Annotated in this window: 18 protein-coding genes; 11 read left to right on the top strand and 7 right to left on the bottom strand. The window is 72.0% G+C overall.

All coding sequences use genetic code 11. The features are described from left to right. The first annotated feature begins 47 nt into the window (after positions 1–47). The 3 genes from MTDSW087_RS09975 (at position 48) to MTDSW087_RS09985 (ending at position 1943) form a co-directional block, all read left to right on the top strand. Positions 48–521: a thiol-disulfide oxidoreductase DCC family protein gene (locus MTDSW087_RS09975; protein ID WP_144763316.1), complete on the top strand. Its 474-nt coding sequence runs from the start codon at positions 48–50 to the stop codon at positions 519–521. Continuing rightward, positions 518–1066: a DUF4166 domain-containing protein gene (locus MTDSW087_RS09980; RefSeq protein ID WP_144763318.1), complete on the top strand. Its 549-nt coding sequence runs from the start codon at positions 518–520 to the stop codon at positions 1064–1066. Before MTDSW087_RS09975 ends, MTDSW087_RS09980 begins: the two co-directional genes overlap by 4 nt. Positions 1067–1160: 94 nt before the next feature. Further along, positions 1161–1943, top strand: a complete 783-nt coding sequence (locus tag MTDSW087_RS09985) for a DUF502 domain-containing protein (protein WP_186383798.1) — start codon at positions 1161–1163, stop codon at positions 1941–1943. Between the two features lie 108 nt (positions 1944–2051). Here MTDSW087_RS09985 and MTDSW087_RS09990 read toward each other — a convergent pair whose 3' ends face one another. Then, positions 2052–2336, bottom strand: a complete 285-nt coding sequence (locus MTDSW087_RS09990) for a hypothetical protein (protein WP_144763322.1) — start codon at positions 2334–2336, stop codon at positions 2052–2054. A 306-nt stretch (positions 2337–2642) separates the two neighbouring features. On the opposite strand from MTDSW087_RS09990, the gene MTDSW087_RS09995 reads away from it, so the two are divergent. Both MTDSW087_RS09995 and MTDSW087_RS31310 read left to right on the top strand, forming a co-directional pair. Then, positions 2643–2930, top strand: coding sequence for a ribbon-helix-helix domain-containing protein (locus MTDSW087_RS09995; protein ID WP_238179427.1), 288 nt, complete (start codon positions 2643–2645; stop codon positions 2928–2930). A gap of 102 nt (positions 2931–3032) precedes the next feature. Further along, on the top strand, positions 3033–3230 hold the full coding sequence (locus MTDSW087_RS31310; RefSeq protein WP_306421697.1) for a type II toxin-antitoxin system RelE/ParE family toxin: 198 nt from the start codon (positions 3033–3035) through the stop codon (positions 3228–3230). Between the two features lie 7 nt (positions 3231–3237). Here MTDSW087_RS31310 and recG read toward each other — a convergent pair whose 3' ends face one another. Continuing rightward, positions 3238–5379, bottom strand: a complete 2142-nt coding sequence (recG, locus tag MTDSW087_RS10005) for an ATP-dependent DNA helicase RecG (protein ID WP_144763324.1) — start codon at positions 5377–5379, stop codon at positions 3238–3240. Positions 5380–5476: 97 nt separating this feature from the next. On the opposite strand from recG, the gene MTDSW087_RS10010 reads away from it, so the two are divergent. Beyond that, complete coding sequence (locus MTDSW087_RS10010) at positions 5477–5788, top strand: BrnT family toxin (RefSeq protein WP_238179426.1); 312 nt, start codon at positions 5477–5479, stop codon at positions 5786–5788. Then, complete coding sequence (locus tag MTDSW087_RS10015; protein WP_144763326.1) at positions 5772–6107, top strand: helix-turn-helix domain-containing protein; 336 nt, start codon at positions 5772–5774, stop codon at positions 6105–6107. Before MTDSW087_RS10010 ends, MTDSW087_RS10015 begins: the two co-directional genes overlap by 17 nt. A gap of 174 nt (positions 6108–6281) precedes the next feature. Here the strand turns inward: MTDSW087_RS10015 and MTDSW087_RS10020 are convergent, their stop codons facing one another. From MTDSW087_RS10020 to MTDSW087_RS10040, 4 genes are all read right to left on the bottom strand, one after another. After that, a complete protein-coding gene (locus MTDSW087_RS10020) occupies positions 6282–7235 on the bottom strand; it encodes a D-2-hydroxyacid dehydrogenase family protein (protein ID WP_144763328.1) in 954 nt (317 codons plus the stop codon). Continuing rightward, positions 7232–7633 (bottom strand): carboxymuconolactone decarboxylase family protein, encoded by a 402-nt coding sequence (locus MTDSW087_RS10025; RefSeq protein ID WP_144763330.1) that lies wholly within the window; start codon positions 7631–7633, stop codon positions 7232–7234. The genes MTDSW087_RS10020 and MTDSW087_RS10025 overlap by 4 nt, the downstream gene beginning before the upstream one ends. 318 nt (positions 7634–7951) lie before the next feature. Beyond that, the gene (gene mfd / locus MTDSW087_RS10030) at positions 7952–11548 is read right to left on the bottom strand and encodes a transcription-repair coupling factor (protein WP_144763332.1); all 3597 of its coding nucleotides are present in this window, start codon (positions 11546–11548) and stop codon (positions 7952–7954) included. Positions 11549–11720: 172 nt separating this feature from the next. After that, positions 11721–12017, bottom strand: coding sequence for an FAD assembly factor SdhE (locus MTDSW087_RS10040; protein WP_144763336.1), 297 nt, complete (start codon positions 12015–12017; stop codon positions 11721–11723). Positions 12018–12462: 445 nt separating this feature from the next. Between MTDSW087_RS10040 and sorT the strand changes: the two genes are divergently transcribed. Further along, positions 12463–13725 (top strand): SorT family sulfite dehydrogenase catalytic subunit, encoded by a 1263-nt coding sequence (sorT, locus tag MTDSW087_RS10045; RefSeq protein ID WP_373322017.1) that lies wholly within the window; start codon positions 12463–12465, stop codon positions 13723–13725. Between the two features lie 13 nt (positions 13726–13738). Then, the gene (gene sorU, locus MTDSW087_RS10050; protein ID WP_144763338.1) at positions 13739–14059 is read left to right on the top strand and encodes a SorU family sulfite dehydrogenase c-type cytochrome subunit; all 321 of its coding nucleotides are present in this window, start codon (positions 13739–13741) and stop codon (positions 14057–14059) included. Between the two features lie 116 nt (positions 14060–14175). Here the strand turns inward: sorU and MTDSW087_RS10055 are convergent, their stop codons facing one another. Then, on the bottom strand, positions 14176–15432 hold the full coding sequence (locus MTDSW087_RS10055; protein WP_144763340.1) for a patatin-like phospholipase family protein: 1257 nt from the start codon (positions 15430–15432) through the stop codon (positions 14176–14178). Between the two features lie 222 nt (positions 15433–15654). On the opposite strand from MTDSW087_RS10055, the gene MTDSW087_RS10060 reads away from it, so the two are divergent. Both MTDSW087_RS10060 and hspQ read left to right on the top strand, forming a co-directional pair. Beyond that, positions 15655–16704, top strand: a complete 1050-nt coding sequence (locus tag MTDSW087_RS10060) for an HpcH/HpaI aldolase/citrate lyase family protein (protein WP_144763342.1) — start codon at positions 15655–15657, stop codon at positions 16702–16704. Positions 16705–16793: 89 nt separating this feature from the next. Beyond that, a complete protein-coding gene (gene hspQ, locus MTDSW087_RS10065; protein WP_144763344.1) occupies positions 16794–17150 on the top strand; it encodes a heat shock protein HspQ in 357 nt (118 codons plus the stop codon). The last annotated feature ends 21 nt before the right edge of the window (positions 17151–17171 follow it).

A 17171-nucleotide genomic window follows, 5' to 3' on the forward strand; every position in this document is an offset into this window, starting at 1 on the left:
GACGGTCTTCGACGGGCGCTAGACGTGCCCGGTTCGGAGGAGGCCCGATGAGCGAGGACCCGCATCCGGCCCGGGCCCGGCCCTACGGCTACCGCGCCGACCCGGCCGTCCCGGCCTTCCCCGACGACCGGCCGATCATCGTCTATGACGGGCATTGCGCCCTCTGCACCGGCTGGATCCGCTTCGTGATCCGTCACGACCGGGCGGGCCGGTACCGGCTGCTCGCGGCGCAATCGCCGCTCGGCCAAGCGCTCTACCGCCATTACGGCCTCGACCCGCAGGCGTTCGAGACCAACCTCCTGATCGAGGACGGCCTGCCCCGGTTCAAGCTCGTCGGCTCGGCGCGCATGGCGCGCGGCCTCGGCTTCCCCTGGTCGCTCGCGGCCCTCTTCGCCCTGCTGCCGCAGCACCTGGGCGAGCGCCTCTACGACCGCGTGGCCCGCAACCGCTTCCGCCTGTTCGGCCGGCACGCCGTCTGCCACCGGCCGGACCCGGCCGAGGCCTGGCGCTTCCTCGCATGAGCGGGCCCTCGCTCTACGAGAGCCTCCTCGGCCCGGCCTTCGCCGCGCTGCCGGAGCCCGTGCGCGCCTTCCATGGCGCGGACGGCTCGCGGGTCTGGCACGGCCGGGCCTGCGTGGAGGCCGGGTCCGGCCCGCTGGCCCGGCTCGCGGCGCGGCTGTTCGGCTTCCCGCCGCCCGGCGCGGACGTGCCGGTGACGGTCCGCCTGGAGGCCGGCGGGGCCGGGGAGGTCTGGCGGCGCGATTTCGGGGGCCGGGTCTTCGCCAGCACCCAGTTCGCCGGGTGCGGGCGCTGGGCCGGCCTGCTCTGCGAGCGGGTCGGCCCGGTCACCGTCGGCATGGCGCTCGCGGCCGGGGAGGGTGGCCTGCACCTCGGCATCCGCCGCTGGCGGCTGCTCGGCCTGCCCCTGCCCCGGGCCCTGGCGCCGGGCGGCCCGGCCTGCGAGCGGGGCGCGGACGGCCGCTTCCACTTCGACGTGGCGATCGACCATCCGCTGACCGGCCGGATCGTGCGCTACCGGGGCTGGCTGGAGGCCGGGGCGCCGTGACGCGGCCCCGCACGCGCCCGGCCTTGAGGCGGGGAAGCACAGCCGCTACCTCTCCGCTGTCGGCCTGAAGGCCGTCGGTCGGACAAGGGCAGCCGTGGCCCCACCCATCACGCCGATCCCGGAGATCGATCCCGGCAACCCGCGCAAGCGGGTGAGCGCGCGCGGCCGGCTGCGGACCTACTTCCTCACCGGCATCATCGTGGCCGGCCCGCTCGCGATCACCGCCTACCTGACATGGTGGTTCATCGCGCTGATCGATTCCTGGGTGAAGCCGCTGGTGCCGGCGAGCTACCTGCCGGATCATTACCTGCCCTTCTCGATCCCCGGCCTCGGCCTCGTCATCGCCTTCCTGGCGGTGACGCTGCTCGGATTCCTCACGGCCAACCTCGTCGGCCGCTCGGTGATCGAGTTCGGCGAGGTGCTGCTCGCCCGCACCCCGGTGATCTCGGGGCTCTATCGCGGCCTGCGCCAGATCTTCGAGACGCTGTTCTCGGCCAACGGCTCGTCCTTCCGCACGGTGGGGCTGGTGGAGTTCCCGGTGAAGGGCACGTGGTCGGTGGTCTTCCTCTCGGCGCCCGCGGCGCCCGAGGTGCAGGAGGCCCTGCCGCGGGGCGAGGGCAATGGAGCCGGCCACGACTATGTCGGCGTGTTCCTGCCCTGCGCGCCGAACCCGACCACCGGGTTCTTCTTCTACCTGCCGCGCAGCGCGATCATCGAGGTGGGGATCAGCGTCGAGGACGCGGCCAAGCTCGTGATGTCGGCCGGCGTGATCCAGCCGGAGGACCCGCAGCGGGGGCTCCAGGCCATGGCCGCCACCTTGCGTGCCGCGCAAGGCGATCAGGCGACGCGCCCGGAGGCCGAGCGCCAGGAAGCGTGAGGGATTCCAAAGGGATCATCCCTTTGGCGGGGTCTCGGGGCGGAGCCCTGAGGCCTTCCAGGGCTCTGCCCTGGACCCGCGAGAGGGGGCTCCCTCTCGACGCCCGGATCAGGAGGCGCTGGCGGTGACGACCGGGGCCTTGGCCACGGGGGCGGTGTGGATGCCGCCCATCCAGCCGGTGGCGGTCTCGGCGGCCAGGAGCAGGGCGAGCGCCAGGGCGAGGCCGTTGGCGGCCATGAACAGGGGGCGGGAAGCCGTGCGCACCGCATTCGCCGCCGTGGCGGCACTCTCCGAAGCCTTGGTTCCGACCCCGTCAGAGATCGGCAGCAGCCACGGCTCCTGCACGGTCCAGCCCTCGGAAGAACCCAGGCCTTGGAACGGTCCATTGAGCATCGGCTTGCCCTCCGTCTTTTCGCTGTCGATCCCAGGCTGGCCCGAGATCGTTCATCTTGAGTTAAGGTTGGAGCACGAACGCTGCAAGGGATAATGCCCCCTTCGCGCCCCCGGCACAAGCCGGAACATGAACGGCACCTGAACCGACAACCCGGACGGACCGTTCCCTCGCCGGGATTTCAGGCGGTCACGAGGCCGTGAGAGGGTGAGGGCAGGGCGATTGCGGGGCGCTGGTGACGCGCCGGGCGGTCGGATCTAGAATCCCTGCGGAATCGACCGGAGTTCATGATGTCGGGCGCAGAGCGCATGACGGTCCTCCTCCCGGAAGCGGAAGCGGCCGGGATCCGGGCCGCCGTCGAAGCCGGGGAATACGGCTCGGCCAGCGAGGCCCTCGGCGAGGCGGTGCGCCTGTGGTCCGACAGCCGGCAGGCACGCGCCGACGCGGTCGAGCGGCTGCGGCGGGCCTGGGACGAGGGCGTGGCGAGCCCGACCTACGGTCCCGTCTCCTTCGACGACCTGCGGCGCGAGGCGCGCGCGCGTCTGGCCGCGGCACGGGATGCGCTGGGCCGGACCGACGCCCCGCATGCCGGTTGAGGTCGTCTGGTCGACGCGTGCCCGCGAGGATCTGCTGTCGCTCTAGTCGCGGTCGGCGTCCACAATCCGGCGGCGGCCGAACGTCTCATCGATCGGCTCGCGATGCGGGTGGAGCAGCTCGCCGGTCAGCCGCGCCTGGGTCCCCGGCGAGCCGAGATCCGGCCGACCCTGCGCATCCTGGTCGAGGCCCCGCACCTGATCCTCTACGAGACCATTCCCGATACCGATGCGGGTCCGGTCGAGACGGTGCGCATCGTCGCCGTCATCGACGGGCGCCGCGATCCGCTCACCTGGATCTGATCGCACCCTACCCGGCCTCCAGCAGCCGGATCGCCGCGTCGCGCTCGAACAGGTAGAGCAGCACCCGCAGCGCCCGGCCGCGCGGGCTGCGCAGGCCCGGGTCGCGCTCGACCACGAGGCGCGCGTCGTCGCGGGCCGCCTCGAGCAGGTCGCCGTCGCCCTCGAGGCGCGCGAGACGGAAGGCCGCGAGGCCGGACTGGCGGGTGCCGAGCACCTCGCCCTCGCCGCGGAGCTTCAGGTCGGCCTCGGCGATGCGGAAGCCGTCCTCGCTCTCGCGCATCATGGCGAGCCGGGCGCGGGAGACCTGGCCGAGCGGCCCCCGGTAGAGCAGCAGGCAGGAGGAGGCGGCCGAGCCGCGCCCGACCCGGCCGCGGAGCTGGTGGAGCTGGGCGAGGCCGAAGCGCTCGGCATGCTCGATCACCATGATGGTGGCTTCCGGCACGTCGACGCCGACCTCGACCACCGTGGTCGAGACGAGGAGCCGCGTCTCGCCGGCCGCGAAGCGGGCCATGGCCGCATCCTTGTCGGGCCCGGCCATCTTGCCGTGGATCAGCCCGACCGCGGCGCCGAAATATTTCTGCAGGTCCTCGAACCGGGCCTCCGCCGCGGCGAGGTCCATGAATTCGGATTCGGCCACCAGCGGGCAGATCCAGTAGGCGCGCTCACCCCGCTCGAAGGCGCGGGCGAGCCCCGCCACCACCTCCTCGATCCGCTCGGCCGGCAGGGTCACGGTGCGGATCGGCTGGCGGCCGGCGGGCTTCTCGTCGAGGATCGAGACGTCCATGTCGCCGAAGAAGGTGAGCGCCAGGGTGCGCGGGATCGGCGTCGCGGTCATCACCAGGAAGTCCACCGCCTCGCCCTTGGCGCCCAGCGCGAGGCGCTGGTGCACGCCGAAGCGGTGCTGCTCGTCCACCACCGCGAGGCCGAGATCCTTGAACTGCACGCTCTCCTGGAACAGGGCATGGGTGCCGACCAGGATGTCGATCTCGCCGGCCGCGAGGTCCCGCAAGGTGGCCTTCCGCTCGGCCGCCCTGTCGCGCCCCGTCATCAGGCGCAGGCGCAGAGGCGCGGCCAGCGGTATCAGTCGCTCGAAGTGCTGCCGGGCCAGGATCTCGGTCGGCGCCATCAGCGCGGCCTGGCGCCCGGCCTCCACCGCCGAGGCCATGGCCAGCAGCGCCACCGCGGTCTTGCCGGAGCCGACATCGCCCTGGAGCAGGCGCAGCATGCGCTGGCCGGAGCCGAGGTCGCCGCGGATCTCGGTGAGCGCCCGCCGCTGCGCGCCCGTCAGTCCGAAGGGCAGGCCGGCCTCGATGGCCGCGCTCAAGCGCCCGTCGCCCGCATTCACCCGGCCGGCCTTGCGGCGCTGGCGGGCGCGCAGCAGGGCGAGGGCGAGTTGCGAGGCGAGGAGCTCGTCATAGGCGAGCCGGCGCCGGGCCGGCGTCGCGGGGGCGGGCTGCAGCGGATCGGCCGGCTTCTGGGGCGCCTCGGCCGGGCGGTGCTCCGCCTTCAGGGCCTCGGCGAAGCTCGGCCATGCGTTGCGATGCATCCAGGCCTCGTCCTGCCATTCGGGCAGGACGGGCAGGCGGTCGAGGGCGGCCACGGCCAGCTTGCCGATGGCGCGCGAGGTCAGCCCCTCGGTGGCGCCGTAGATCGGCTCGACCGGGGGCAGGGCGGCCAGCCCCTCCGCATCCATGATGCGCGCCGGGTGCACCATCTGGCGGTGCCCGTCCCAGAGGTCGATCTTGCCCGAGACGTAGCGGTGGGCCCCCAGCGGCAGCATCTTCTCGATGCGGGGCGCGGGCATGCCGAAGAAGACGAGGGTGACGTCGCCGCTCGCATCCTCCACCAGCACCCGGTGCGGCCGGCGTCCGGCCCCGGGCTGGGCGTGCCGATGGCCGACCACGGTGACGCCGAGCGTCACCGGCTCGCCCGGCGGCGCCTCGGCGATCGAGCCTTTGAGCGCGCGCGAGACGCCGCCCTGCGGCAGGTGGAACAGCATGTCCACGACGCGGGCGGGCTGCTCCGGCGTGCCGAGCAGCCGCTCGATCAGCGGCGCCATCTTCGGCCCCACCCCCGGCAGCCCGCGCGCAAGCGCGAAGAGCGGGTCGAGGATGCTGGGGCGTAAGGTCTCGGTGTCCGGATCGGTCATCGCGCAGGGCAGGGTAGGGGCCGGAGCCTTACTATCCGGTGGCGGCCCATTCGTCCCGCGCCCGCGCGTCGCGGCAGGAATTCGATTTGACCGGGCCATGAACTACGGCTATGCCGTAGTCGCGATGGATGACGGCGCCTTCGAGTGGGATGACGACAAGGCGGCCGTCAACGCGGTGCGCCACGGCGTGACCTTCACGGCCGCCCGCGCCGTCTTCACCGACGCCTTCGCTCTCGAATGGCGCGACGAGCGTGTCGATTACGGAGAGGACCGCTACATCATCATCGGCATGGCGGCCGGTCGCCTGCTCACCGTGGCCTATACGCTGCGGGGCGACGCCATCCGCCTCATCTCGGCCCGGGCGGCCGAGCCCTACGAACGACGGCGATACCATGACGACAACGGCTGACGACCCGGCGCAGGACTGGAGCCGCCTCGATGCGATGAGCGAGGCGGAGCGGCACGCGGCCGCGCTGCGGGACCCCGACGCGCAGCCCCTCGACCCCGAGGACATGCCGAAGCTGCGGCGCACGCCACAGGTCCGGGTGATCCGGCGCGCCCTGGGCCTTTCCCAGGAGGCGTTCGCGACGCGCTTCCAGATCCCACTCGGAACCCTGCGGGACTGGGAGCAGGGTCGGAAGGACCCCGACGCGGCGGCCCGCGCCTATCTCGTCGTGATCGGCCGCAACCCGGCGGCGGTGAGCGAGGCGCTGCACGGGCCGCGGTGAGGCGCAGCATCCCGGCCGCGCGCGAAGACACCGTGCCCGGCTCGAGAGGTCGCGCTTTATACCAGTTCTCGTTGATACCGACCGATGGTCGGCATCAACGAGGTCCGGCGGACGACCGCCGCCGCGCGGTCGCGCGGGCAGACCTCGATGAGCCAGGCTCATCGAGGTCTGGTATTACCCCAGCACCCGGATCGGGGCGCCGGCGAGCCAGGCCTCGATGTCCTCCACCGCTTCCGTGAAATAGCTGCGGTAGTTGGCTTCCGTGACGTAGCCGAGATGGGGCAGGGCCAGCACGTTCGGCAGGCGCCGGAACGGGCTGTCGGCGGGGAGCGGCTCCTCCTCGAACACGTCGAGGCCTGCGGAGATCCGCCCCGCCTCCAGGGCCCGCACCAGGGCGGCCTGATCCACGAGGCCGGCGCGGGACGTGTTGACGAGGAAGGCGCCGGGCTTCATCCGGGCGAGGTCCTCGGCGCCGACGAGGCCGCGCGTCGTCGCCGACAGGACGAGGTGCAGGGTGACGACGTCGCTCTGCGCGAACAGCGCCTCCTTCGAGGGGGCGAGCGCCACGCCCGCCGCCGCGGCGCGCTCCGCCGTGAGGTTCGGGCTCCAGGCGGTGACCGCCATGTCGAAGGCCCGGGCCACCTGCGCCACCTTCGCGCCGATCTTGCCGAGCCCCAGGATGCCGAGCCGGGCGCCCGCGAGGTCGGTGCCGACGCTGCCCTGCCAGGGGCCATTGGCACGCAAGGCCGCGTTCTCCGCGGCCACGTGGCGGGCAAGCCCGAGGATCAGCGCCCAGGTCAGCTCGGCCGGCGGCGCCGGATGGCTCGCCGTGCCGCAGACGGTGACCCCGTGGGCCTTGGCCGCCGCGAGGTCGATCGCGGCGTTGCGCGGGCCGCTGGTGACCAGAAGCCTCAGGTTCGGCAGCCGCGCGAAGAGATCCGCCGGGAAGGGCGTGCGCTCGCGCATGATCACCAGGATCTCGGCCTCACCGATCCGGGCGACGAGGGCGTCCCGGTCCGGGATGTGGTCGTGGATCGCCTCCACCGCGACGCGGGGTGCGAGCCGCCCCCAATCGGCGAACTGCAGCGCCGCGTCCTGGAAGTCGTCGAGGATCAGGCAGGTGGTCACGGCGCGTCTCCGGCGGGCAGTGCGCCTTCCGTCACGAGGACCTCGTGGGCGGCCTTGAAAGCCTCGAGCCCGGCGGGGATGCCGCAATAGGCGGTGGCGTGCAGGAGTGCCGCCTTGATCTCCTCCACGCTGACGCCGTTCGTCAGCGCGCCCTTGACGTGGAGCTTCAGCTCCGCCGGCTTGCCGAGCGCGGTCAGCATGGCGAGGTTGAGGAGCGAGCGCGTCCTGCGGTCCAGCGTCGGGTCGCCCCAGGCCCAGCCCCAGGCCCAGGCGGTGGTGGCGCGCTGGAAGGCCATCATGAAGTCGTCGGCCTTGGCCATCGAGGCGTCGACATAGTCGGCGCCCAGCACCGCCCGCCGGATCGGCAGGCCTTTCTCGAACAGGGCCTCGTCGGACATACGTGCTCCTCCCCGGATATCTCTTATCGGGCGAGGCGTAGCATCCCGCCGTGACACGCGCGACGCCCTCCCTCTCCACGCTGCGGGAGGACCGGAGCGGGAGAAAGACAGGGCGCGGGTCCCCTCTCCCGTTCGGGAGAGGGACAGGGTGAGGGCCGAGAACTCTACGGAGAGGGCGGAACATGGACGCGGCATCGGCGTGCCGGATCCTGACACCTCTCATCCCTCACCCCAGCCCTCTCCCGAGCGGGAGAGGGGGCGCGTCGCGGTTCCTGTGCGCATCCGGAAACCGGCTGTGGGTCCTCGCATGAGGCGGCCTCAGGCCGCCTTCTTCGCCTTCTTCGCGATGCCGGCGAGGCTGCGCAGCACCTCGGTGGCGGTCTTCAGGCGGGCGGGGATGGTGGTCAGCTCGCGGATGAAGACCACGCTCATGTCGGGGCGGACCTTGGCGAAGGAGCCCTGCTCGGCCACCAGCGCGACGAGCCCCTGCGGGTTGGCGAAGCTCCGTTCACGGAAATGGACGACGACGCCCTTCGGGCCGGCCTCCACCTTCTCGACATTGGCCGCCATGCAGAGGAGCTTGATCGTGCCGATCTTGAGGAGCTGCTCCACCTCCGGCGGCAGCGGGCCGAAGCGGTCGATCAGCTCGGCGCCGAAGCTCTCCATCTCGGCATCGTTCTCGATGGTGGCGAGCCGCCGGTAGAGGGCGAGGCGCACGCCGAGATCCTCCACATAGGTCTCGGGGATGGTGACGGGCGCGCCGAGCGCGATGGTCGGCGACCACGCCTCCTCCGGCACGTCCTCGATGCCCGCCTTCAGCGCGGTGACCGCATCCTCCAGCATCTGCTGGTAGAGCTCGTAGCCGACCTCCTTGATATGGCCGGACTGCGCGTCGCCCAAGAGGTTGCCGGCACCGCGGATGTCGAGGTCGTGGGAGGCCAGCTGGAAGCCGGCGCCCAGCGTGTCGAGGCTCTGGAGGACTTTCAGGCGCTGCTCGGCCTGGGCCGTGAGCTGGCGGTTGGCCGGCGTCGTGAACAGGGCGTAGGCGCGCGCCTTGGAGCGGCCGACGCGGCCGCGCAACTGATAGAGCTGGGCGAGGCCGAACATGTCGGCCCGGTGCACGATGAGCGTGTTGGCGGTGGGGATGTCGAGGCCCGATTCCACGATCGTCGTCGAGAGCAGCACGTCGAACTTGCCCTCGTAGAAGGCCGTCATCACGTCCTCGAGCTGGCCCGCCGCCATCTGGCCATGGGCCACCGCGACCTTGGTCTCGGGCATCTCCGTGTCGAGGAACGTCTTCACCTCCGCCAGATCCTCGATCCGGGGGACGACGTAGAAGGATTGGCCGCCGCGGTAGCGCTCGCGCAGCAGCGCCTCGCGGATGCTGAGCGGGTCGAACGGCGTCACGAAGGTGCGCACCACGAGCCGGTCCACCGGGGGCGTGGCGATGATCGAGAGCTCGCGCACGCCGGTCATGGCGAGCTGGAGCGTGCGCGGGATCGGGGTCGCCGAGAGGGTCAGCACGTGCACGTCCGCCTGGAGCGCCTTCAGCCGCTCCTTGTGGGCCACGCCGAAATGCTGCTCCTCGTCCACGATGATCAGGCCGAGATCCTTGAAGGCTATTGTTTTGGCCAGAACCGCATGGGTGCCGACCACGATGTCGACCGTGCCGTTCGCCAAGCCGGCCCGGGTCAGCTTCAGGTCGCCGGCCGAGACGAAGCGCGAGAGCTGGGCCACCTGGATGGGGAGCCCTTTGAAGCGCTCGGCGAAGGTCCGGTAATGCTGGCGGGCGAGCAGGGTGGTCGGCACCACCACCGCCACCTGCTTGCCCGAGATCGCCGCGGCGAAGGCGGCGCGGAGCGCCACCTCGGTCTTGCCGAAGCCGACATCGCCGCAGACCAGCCGGTCCATCGGGCGGCCGGCATTGAGGTCGCCGAGCACCGCGTCGATGGCGTTGGCCTGGTCCTCGGTCTCGTCGAAGGGGAAGCGGGCGGCGAACTCGCCGTAGAGCCCGTCGGGCGGGTTGAGGCGGGGCGCCTGCCGCACGAAGCGCTGGGCCGCGACCTTGATCAATTCGCCCGCCATCTCGAGGATGCGGCGCTTCATCTTGGCCTTGCGGGCCTGCCAGGCACCGCCGCCGAGGCGGTCGAGCGCCACCTCGGAATCCTCGGAGCCGTAGCGGGTCAGGAGCTCGATATTCTCCACCGGCAGCAGCAGCAGGCCGCCGGTATATTGCAGCTCCAGGCAATCGTGCGGGGCGCCGGCCGCCGTGATGGTCTTGAGGCCCACGAAGCGGCCGATGCCGTGGTCGGCATGGACCACGAGGTCGCCGGGCTGGAGCGCCTGCACCTCCAGGATCACGTCCTGCGGCCGCTTGGCCTTGCGCTTCTGGCGCACCAGCCGGTCGCCGAGGATGTCGCCCTCGGAGACCACCGCCAGCTCGCCCGCGGTGAAGCCGGCCTCCAGGCCCCAGACGGCGACCGCCGCGTCCGCGCCGCGCTTCAGGGCGTAGATGTCGGTGAGCCGGGTGATCGCCACCGGCTTCCTCATGCCGTGGTCGGAGAGCACGCCGCAGAGCCGGTCGCGCGAGCCGTCGGACCAGGCTCCCAGGATCACGTGATGCCCGGATCCCTGGAGATCGCGGATATGGGCCACCGCCGCGTCGAAGACGCTCGCCGATTCGGCCTGGCGCTCGGGGGCGAAGTTGCGCCCCGCCTTGGCGCCGCAATCGATCACCGGGCGGCTCGCGCCTTCGGCTTCCGAGAACGGGCTGAGCTGGGCGACGCGGGTCGTGGCGACCCGCTCCTTCCACTCGTTCGGGGTGAGGTGGAGGGCGCGCGGCGGCAGCGGCTTGTAGGGGGCGACGCCGGATTGCGGGTTCTTGAGGGCGGATTCGCGCGCCTGGAAGTAGTCCTGCACCAGGGCGAGGCGCTCGGCCACCGCCTCCTCGACCTGCGGGTCGAAGACGAGGGGCACGCCCGGCACGTAGTCGAACAGGGTGTCGAGCTTCTCGTAGAACAGCGGCATCCAGTGCTCGAGGCCGCTGTAGCGCCGGCCCTCGCTCACGGTCTCATAGAGGCGGTCGTCGCGGGTGGCCGCGCCGAAGCTGGTGACGTAGCCCTGGCGGAAGCGCCGGATCGTCTCGGTGGTGAGCTGCACCTCGCTCATCGGCACGAGGTCGAGGGAGCGCAATTGCCCCACCGTGCGCTGCGTCTCCGGATCGAAGGCGCGGATCGATTCGAGGGTGTCGCCGAAGAAGTCGAGGCGGATCGGGTTCGGCAGCCCCGGCGGCGACAGGTCGAGGATGCCGCCGCGCACCGCATATTCGCCCGTGTCACGCACCGTCCCCGTGCGCAGAAAGCCGTTGGCCTCGACCCAGGCCACCACCTTGTCCATCGAGACGACGTTGCCGATCGCCGCCGAGAAGGTCTCGACCGCGACGCGGGCGCGCGGCGGCACCCGCTGCACCAGGGCGTTCACCGTGGTGCAGAGGATGCGCGGCGCCTCTTCCGTCGAGCGCGCCCGGGTCAGGCGCGACAGCGCCGTCATGCGCTGGGCCGAGACGGCGGCGGTGGGGGAGGTGCGGTCGTAGGGCTGGCAGTCCCAGGCCGGCACGATCATCGCCTCGATCTCGGGGGCGACGAAGCGGAGCGCGTTGACGAAGGCGGTGGAGCGCCCGGAATCGCGCGCCACGTGGACGAGCACGGCCGGCCCCTCGAAGCCGCGGCTCAGGGCGCGGGCGAGGTCGGCCACCACCAGCGCGTCGAAGCCCTCGGGCACGCCGGCGAGGACCGGGCTGTCGCCGGCCTTCAGCGCGTCGAGCGCCTTGGTCAGCGGCGCCGATTTCGGCAGGGCGAAGCGGGCAATCTGCGCCTTCGGGGCGGGGGCCGGCGGTTTGGGCTGAGGCTTGGCCATGGGTGTTTAAGGTGTCTCGTAACGGCCGCCGATCCCCTCCCCCTTGCGGGGAGGGGTCAGGGGTGGGGGTGGTGCCGGATGCGGCTCATCGGTGCCTCCTGAACCACCCCCACCTCCGGCTCCTCCCCGCAAGGGGGAGGAGAGATGGACGGAGCCGGAGCGCTTGGCTCTGTCAACCGTGGATCGGCGCGTCGTGCCGGTGGAACGCGGCGAGGCGGCGATAGACGCCGGTGTCGTAGTTCTCCGGCACGGCATCCTCGCCGGTGATCCAGCGGAACAGGTCGCGGTCGGGCACCTCGATCAGGGCCTCGAAGGCGTCGAGCTCGGCCTCGCTCAGCGTGCCGATCTCGGCATCGGCGAAGCGGCCCATGATCAGGTCCATCTCGCGGATGCCCCGGTGCCAGGCGCGGTAGAGGGTGCGGCGGCGGCGCGGGTCGAGATCCGCGCTGGAGCGGGTGGTGCCGGACATGGGAATCCTCGGGCCTTCATGGGATCCCGGGAGGGCAGGATCCGGTGATCGCAGGATCCCCCGCATGTAAGCCCTGGCGCGCCCGCGGCCAACGCCCCATCGCGGGGCGCGAGGCCGCAACCGGCGCGGGGCAGCCCCCGATCCCGTCGTCACCGGATCCGAGGATCCTAGAGCCGTTCCCGATCGCGTTGCAATCGGGAACGGCTCTAAGCTCTTGTTTTGACGCGCTCTCTTGCGCCGAACCGGTGTCCACTTCGGCTTAAGAGCGCTCTAGGACGCGCTCCGCCGAAGTTGCTGCCGGTTCGGCGAAGGGGAACGCATCCCGACGACGGCTTCGAGCCTCTGTCACCTCCCAGGGACAAGACTTGTATATGATACAAGACTGAAGCGTTATAGGATGGAGCGAGGCGCCGGCACGAGCGCCCGATCCCGGAGGAGACGAGCGATGAGCGAGATGCGGCCCGAATCCCTGCACCGGCGCGGCTTCCTGGCGGGCGCGGCGCTCGCCGGCCTCGGCGCGGCCCAGGCCCGGGCGGAGAGCCCGGCCCAGGCCCAGGCCCAGGCCCCGACGACCCAGGCCCCGACAGCCCCCGCCCCGGCGCCGGACAAGGCGAAGCTCCCCGGCTACGTCGCCTGGAAGGATGCGGACGCCCTCATCGTCCACTCGAACCAGACCATCGAGACGCGCCGCTCCGCCTTCGGCACGGGCCTGATCACCGACGAATCGGCGCTCTACATCCGCAACAACGTCAACCCGCCGCCCGAATCCATCGTGGCCGACCGCGACGGCTGGCGGGTGGAGATCGGGGGCGTGGCACGCCCCGGCACCCTGACGGTGGCCGACCTGAAGCGGCTCGGCCTCACCACGGTGGCGACCGTGCTGCAATGCTCCGGCAACGGCCGCAAGTACTTCCAGGACAGGCTGGCGCCCGGCCAGAAGATCAGCGGCACGCCCTGGACGGTGGGCGCGGCCGGCTGCGTGCTCTGGACCGGCGTGCCCCTGAAGGCCGTGGTCGCGGCGATGGGCGGGCCGGCCGCGGGTGCGAAGTTCATCACCGGCACCGGCGGCGAGGAGATCCCGCCCGGCCTGAAGCCCAAGGACGTGATGGTGGAGCGCTCGGTGCCGCTCGCCGCCCTCGACACGGTGATTCTCGCCTGGGCCCTCAACGGCCGGCCGATCTCGCTGGCCCATGGCGGCCCCCTGCGCATGATCGTGCCGGGCTATTCGGGGGTGAACAACGTCAAGTACGTGAAGTCCGTGAACCTCACCGAGGCCGAGACCGACGCCAAGATCCAGGCCGCGAGCTACCGCATGCACGGGGTCGGCGAGAAGGCGGCCCCGAGCCAGCCGCCGGTCTGGGAGCAGCCGGTGCGCTCCTGGATCACCGCCCCGCTGGAGGGCGACCGGGCGGGCCGGGTGGTGGTCGCGGGCGTGGCCTTCGGCGGCGTCAACGCGGTCGCGGGGGTCGAGGTCTCGACGGATGGGGGCGCCACCTGGCGCAAGGCCGAGCTGGTCGGGCCCGATCTCGGCCGCTTCGCCTGGCGGCAATTCGCCCTGCCGGCCGATCTCGGGCCGGGCACGCATGTGCTGGCGAGCCGCGCCACGGATTCGGCCGGCAACGTCCAGCCCGAGGAGGTGCCGGCCAATGGCGGCGGCTACAGCCATAACGGCTGGCGCGGGCCGGCGGTGACGCTGACGCTCGCCTGAGGGGGGCCTGCCCATGCGCCCCCACTTGCCCACGCTCGCCGCCGCCGTCGTCCTGCCGGCCCTCTTCCTGCCCGCCTTCGCCGCGCCGGACGAGGCCGGCCGCACGGTCTTCCTCGACCAGGCGGAGCCGCGCTGCGGCGTCTGCCACACGCTCGCCGATGCGGGCACCACGGGGGAGGTCGGGCCGAATCTCGACCTGCTGAAGCCCGATGCCGAGCGGGTGAAGGCCGCCGTGACCAACGGCATCGGCGTGATGCCGGCCTTCGAGGATCTGAGCCCGGACCAGATCGAGGCGGTGGCCCGCTACGTCTCCGGCGCGGCCAGTCGGAAATAGTCCGGGTTTCCAAAGGGATCATCCCTTTGGCGGGTCCGGGCGGAGCCCGGGAAGACGCCGGGGCTTTGCCCCGGCACCCCACCAAAGGGACTCAGTCCCTTTGGGATCCCGGGACTTTAGCGCCGCGCCAGGGTCTGGGGGGCGTCGCCCTGCACCGTGGCGCCGGTCGAGCCCGCGAAGGCGCCGCCGTCGCGGGCGAGCGCGCGGCCATGGGCGTAGAGGGCCTGCATGTAGCGCTGGTCGAACGGGCCCGGCGAGACCGCCTTGAAGCGGCCGTCGATCTCGGCGACGTGCAGGTCGAGCCCCTCGCGGCGGGCGAAGGCGCCGGTGAGCGCGAGCGCGTCCTGGAGCTGCGCCTTGATCGCCGCCGACATGGCCCGCCCCAGCACCGAGAGCGTCGAGCGGCGCGCCATCTCGAAGCTCGGTGTCGTGCTGTTGTTGACCACCACGTAGACGCTGCGCGCCGGGATGCGCAGGAGCTGCGCGCCGGTGAGCGCCGCGGTCAGGGCCCGCTTCGGGGCGAGGTAGAACGGAGCCGTGGTGCCGCCATCGGCATGCAGCTCCTGGATCGTGCGGCCATCGGGCAGGGTGGCGGAGACCTCCACCGGCGGGAACACCCCCGGCACCGCCGAGGAGGCGAGCACCACCGCGCGGAACAGGCCGAGCGCCCGCGGCTCGGCGCCCTTCGGCCCGGCGGCGGTCGCGATGGCGCCCATGTCCCACAGCACCGGGCGGCCGGAATCGATCTCGGTGGTGGCCACCAGCAGGCGCCGGCCCTTGGCGTGCTCGGCCGCGACCGCCTGGAGGAGCTCGGGCGTCACCGCCTTGTCGATCCGGCGCTTCAGCGGCCAGGTGTCGGTGAGCGCCAGGTCCGAGCCGCCGAACTCGAACACGTCCGCGGCGGTGATGGTGGTGTAGGCCTCGCGCAGGGGGCCGTCGCCCGCCTGGCCGACGAAGGCGAAGGGCGCGATCAGGGCGCCGGTGCTCACCCCCGTGATCACCCCGAAATCCGGCCGCGTGCCGGCCTCGCTCCAGCCGGCCAGGATGCCGGCCGCGAAGGCGCCGTCCTCGCCGCCGCCCGAGAGCACCAGCCAGGGGTCGGATGCCGCCGGGGCGTCGTCGATCAGGGCCTGGAACGCCGTCGGGTCGTCGCCCGCGACGCGCAGGGATTGTGTGAGCCCGGCGGGCCGGGCGGCGGCGAGATCCGCGGCGGTGAAGGCCGCGCGCTCCGCGGGGCGGGCCGCCGCTCTCGGCGCATCCCTGGATGCGTGATTGGCCGTATTCGGCCCGGCGAAGGACAGGTTCGGCGCGGCTGCGGACAGGATGCAGGCCGCCGCCAGGGCGGCGATGGGTCGCCGCGTCAGTCCGGACATGGCTCGATTCCCGTTTTCCGTTCACCCGCCTCGCCGGAAAAACGCCACGCCTATTGTCATGTTCCCCGGATCCAGCACGCCTTGCTGCGCCGCGGTGCGGGAGCGCACCACGCCGTTCGGACAAGGCGTGGGCCGCCCCGCACCAACGGACGGCTTTACCGCGGCCCGAGCCTTGCCATAACGGGAGCAGCATCACGCCGGACAACAACGAGGAAACGCCCCATGAAACTGCCGCGCCGCTTCTTCCAGCCGCTCGCCACCGGCGCGCCGGCCCCGTTCCGCGAGCTTCCGGTCAAGCTCGAGCGGATGATCCACTTCGTGCCGCCCCATGTGGAGAAGGTCCGCGCCCGGGTGCCGGAGCTCGCCGGCACGGTCGACGTGGTGCTCGGCAACCTCGAGGACGCGGTGCCGATGGACCAGAAGGAGGCGGCGCGCAAAGGCTTCGTGCAGATGGCGCAGTCCACCGACTTCGCCGCCACCGGCACCGGGCTCTGGACCCGCATCAACGCCCTGAACTCGCCCTGGATTCTCGACGACCTGTTCGAGATCGTGGCCAATGTCGGCAACAAGCTCGACGTGGTGATGGTGCCCAAGGTCGAGGGCCCCTGGGACATCCACTACATCGACCAGCTGCTGGCCCAGCTCGAGGCGCGGCACGGCGTCACCAAGCCGATCCTCGTCCACGCCATCCTGGAGACGGCGGAGGGCGTCGCCAATGTCGACGCCATCGCCTCCGCCTCGCCCCGCATGCACGGGATGAGCCTCGGGCCGGCAGATCTCGCGGCCTCGCGCGGCATGAAGACCACCCGCGTCGGCGGCGGCCATCCCGAGTACCGGGTCATCGCCGACCCCGCGGGCGATGCGGCGCGCGTCTCCGCCCAGCAGGACCTCTGGCACTACACCATCGCCAGGATGGTCGATGCCTGCATGGCCAACGGCATCAAGGCCTTCTACGGGCCGTTCGGCGACTTCTCGGACGGGGCGGCCTGCGAGGTCCAGTTCCGCAACGCCTTCCTGATGGGCTGCGCCGGCGCCTGGACGCTGCATCCGAGCCAGGTCGCCATCGCCAAGCGCGTCTTCGCGCCGGATCCGGACGAGGTCGCCTTCGCCGCCCGCATCGTCGCGGCCATGCCGGACGGGACCGGCGCGGTGATGCTCGACGGCAAGATGCAGGACGACGCCACCTGGAAGCAGGCCAAGGTCATCGTCGACCTCGCCCGGCTCGTGGCGGCCAAGGATCCGGAGCTCGCCGCCGTGTACAAGCTCGACTGACCGGGCCTGCGGGGCTCACCCGGAACCGGCGAGCCCCGATGACAGCCGTGCGACTCGGGCCTATCTGTCGATCCATGACGGATCAGGACATGACGACGGATCAGGCGGGGGCGGCCCCCGGTTACAGGATCGCGAAGTTCGGCATCGGGGCGGTGGTGCGCCACCGGATCTACCCGTTCCGCGGCATCGTGTTCGATGTCGACCCGGTCTTCGACAACACCGAGGAATGGTGGCTCGCCATCCCCGAGGAGGTGCGGCCGCGCAAGGACCAGCCCTTCTATCACCTGCTCGCCGAGAACGCGGAGACCGAGTACGTCGCCTACGTCTCCGAGCAGAACCTCCTGCCCGACACCTCGGGCGAGGCCCTGCGGCATGCCGGCATCCACGAGATGTTCGTGCGCGACGACCGCGGCTTCTACCGGATGCGCGACCGCACCCCGAACTGATACCGCGCCCGGTTGATCGGA

Origin of the sequence: Methylobacterium dankookense (genome assembly GCF_902141855.1) — a bacterium.
Classification (GTDB): Bacteria; Pseudomonadota; Alphaproteobacteria; order Rhizobiales; family Beijerinckiaceae; genus Methylobacterium; species Methylobacterium dankookense.